Here is a 1,689-nt window from a genome sequence, read left to right on the forward strand (position 1 = left end):
TTGAAAGAGATAGTGTGTTTTCCCATGTCTTCGGTGAAGTCTTGGTAATCTTTTTTCAACGACCATTGCTGCTGATCACTGCCGTTGAGCCGGCTCGCTATGCTCTCCCTACCCCTGGTTTGCAGCCAATCACTAAACTTTCGTTGATTGCTGGCCAGTCTCCAGACGACTCTCCTCTGCGAAGTCGAGTCCGATCCGAGCTTGCTCAGCTCTTCGTTGGCGAAGCTATCAATCATGAGGGCGTCGTCGGGATAAGGATTATGCTGTTTCAACTGCGACTCAGCGCCTAGATACTGCCGCAGCCGATCGAAACTCACGCTTATTCTTTTTCCTTCAGCGTTGGTAAAGTTACTGTAATCGTCCTTTAACGACTGTTGCTGCTGATCACTGCCAGTCAAGCGACTGCCTATGCTCCCCCGACCCTTCTTTCGGAGCCAATCACTAAACCTCCGTTGATTGCTGGCCAGATTCAAGACTACTTTCCTCTGCGAAGTCGAGTTCGATCCGAGCTTGCTCAGCGCTTCCTTGGCTAGGTCATCAATGATGCGGGCGTCATCGGGATAAGGATCATGCTGTTTCAACTGCGACTCGGCGCCTAGATACTGCCGCAGCCGATTGAAACTCACGACCACTTTTTTTCCTTCCTCCTTGGTAAAGGCCCTAAAATCCTCCTGCAACGACCGTTGCTGCTCATCAGTACCGGTGAGTCGGCTGACTATGCTCTCCCTGCCCTCCCTTTTGAGCCAATCGCTAAATTTTCGTTGGTTACTGGCATTTTTCCGGGAAGTCGAGACCGGTCCGAGCTTACTCTGCTCTTCGTTGGCCAAGGCCTCAATAATGAGGGCGTCGTCGGGATAAGGATCATGCTGTTTCAACTGGGACTCGGCGCCTAGATACTGCCGCAGCCGATCAAAACCCACGTTTATTCTTCCTTCAGCCTTGGTAAAGCCCCTAAAATCGTCCTTCAACGACCCTTGCTGCTGATCACTGCCAGTCAGGCGACTGGCTATGCTCCCCCTACCATTCTTTTGGAGCCAATTACTAAACCTCCGTTGATTTATGGCCGTAATCCGGACAACATTCCTCTTGGAAGTCGAGTCCGATCCGAGCTTGCTCAGCTCTTCGTTGGCTAGGTCATCAATGATGCGGGCGTCGTCGGGATAAGGATGATGCTGTTTCAACTGGGACTCGGCGCCTAGATACTGCCGCAGCCGATCTAAACTCACGACCACTTTTCCCTCGGCCTCGGTAAATTTCCTAAAATCCTCCTGCAACGACCGTTGCTGCTGATCAGTACCCGTGAGTCGGCTGACTATGCTCCCCCTACCCTCCCTTTTGAGCCAATCGCTAAACTTTCGTTGGTTACTGGCATTTTTCTGAGAAATCGAGACCGGTCCGAACTTACTCAGCTCTTCCTTGGCCAAGCTATCAATGACGCGGGCGTCATCGGGATAGGGATCATGAATTCGGCGGCCCATCAGGCGCGGCCCAGCTCCAACGGCTTGGAGTTCTTGCCCCTCAGGTCCGAGCCTCCTGAAATGAGACAGCGCTGAGTTAAGACGGTTCTGATCGTCCTCACCGCTTGCCCAATAATCCGCGATATCAACGGCTAGTGAATCTGGATCGTTTAAAAACCGAGAAGCCATCGAATCTCTGTTTGCTGCTCGGAGCCAACGAGCGAACCTCCTA

The 1,689-nt window shown here is 52.3% G+C and carries 1 pseudogene; it reads right to left on the minus strand.

Annotation, left to right across the window (positions count from 1 at the left end):
- Nucleotides 1–1,646, minus strand: a pseudogene (locus AF337_RS04625) (Ulp1 family isopeptidase); the annotation flags it as partial.
- Nucleotides 1,647–1,689 lie beyond the last annotated feature (43 nt).

Origin of the sequence: Rhizobium ecuadorense, from assembly GCF_001187535.1 — a bacterium.
Lineage (GTDB): Bacteria > Pseudomonadota > Alphaproteobacteria > Rhizobiales > Rhizobiaceae > Rhizobium > Rhizobium ecuadorense.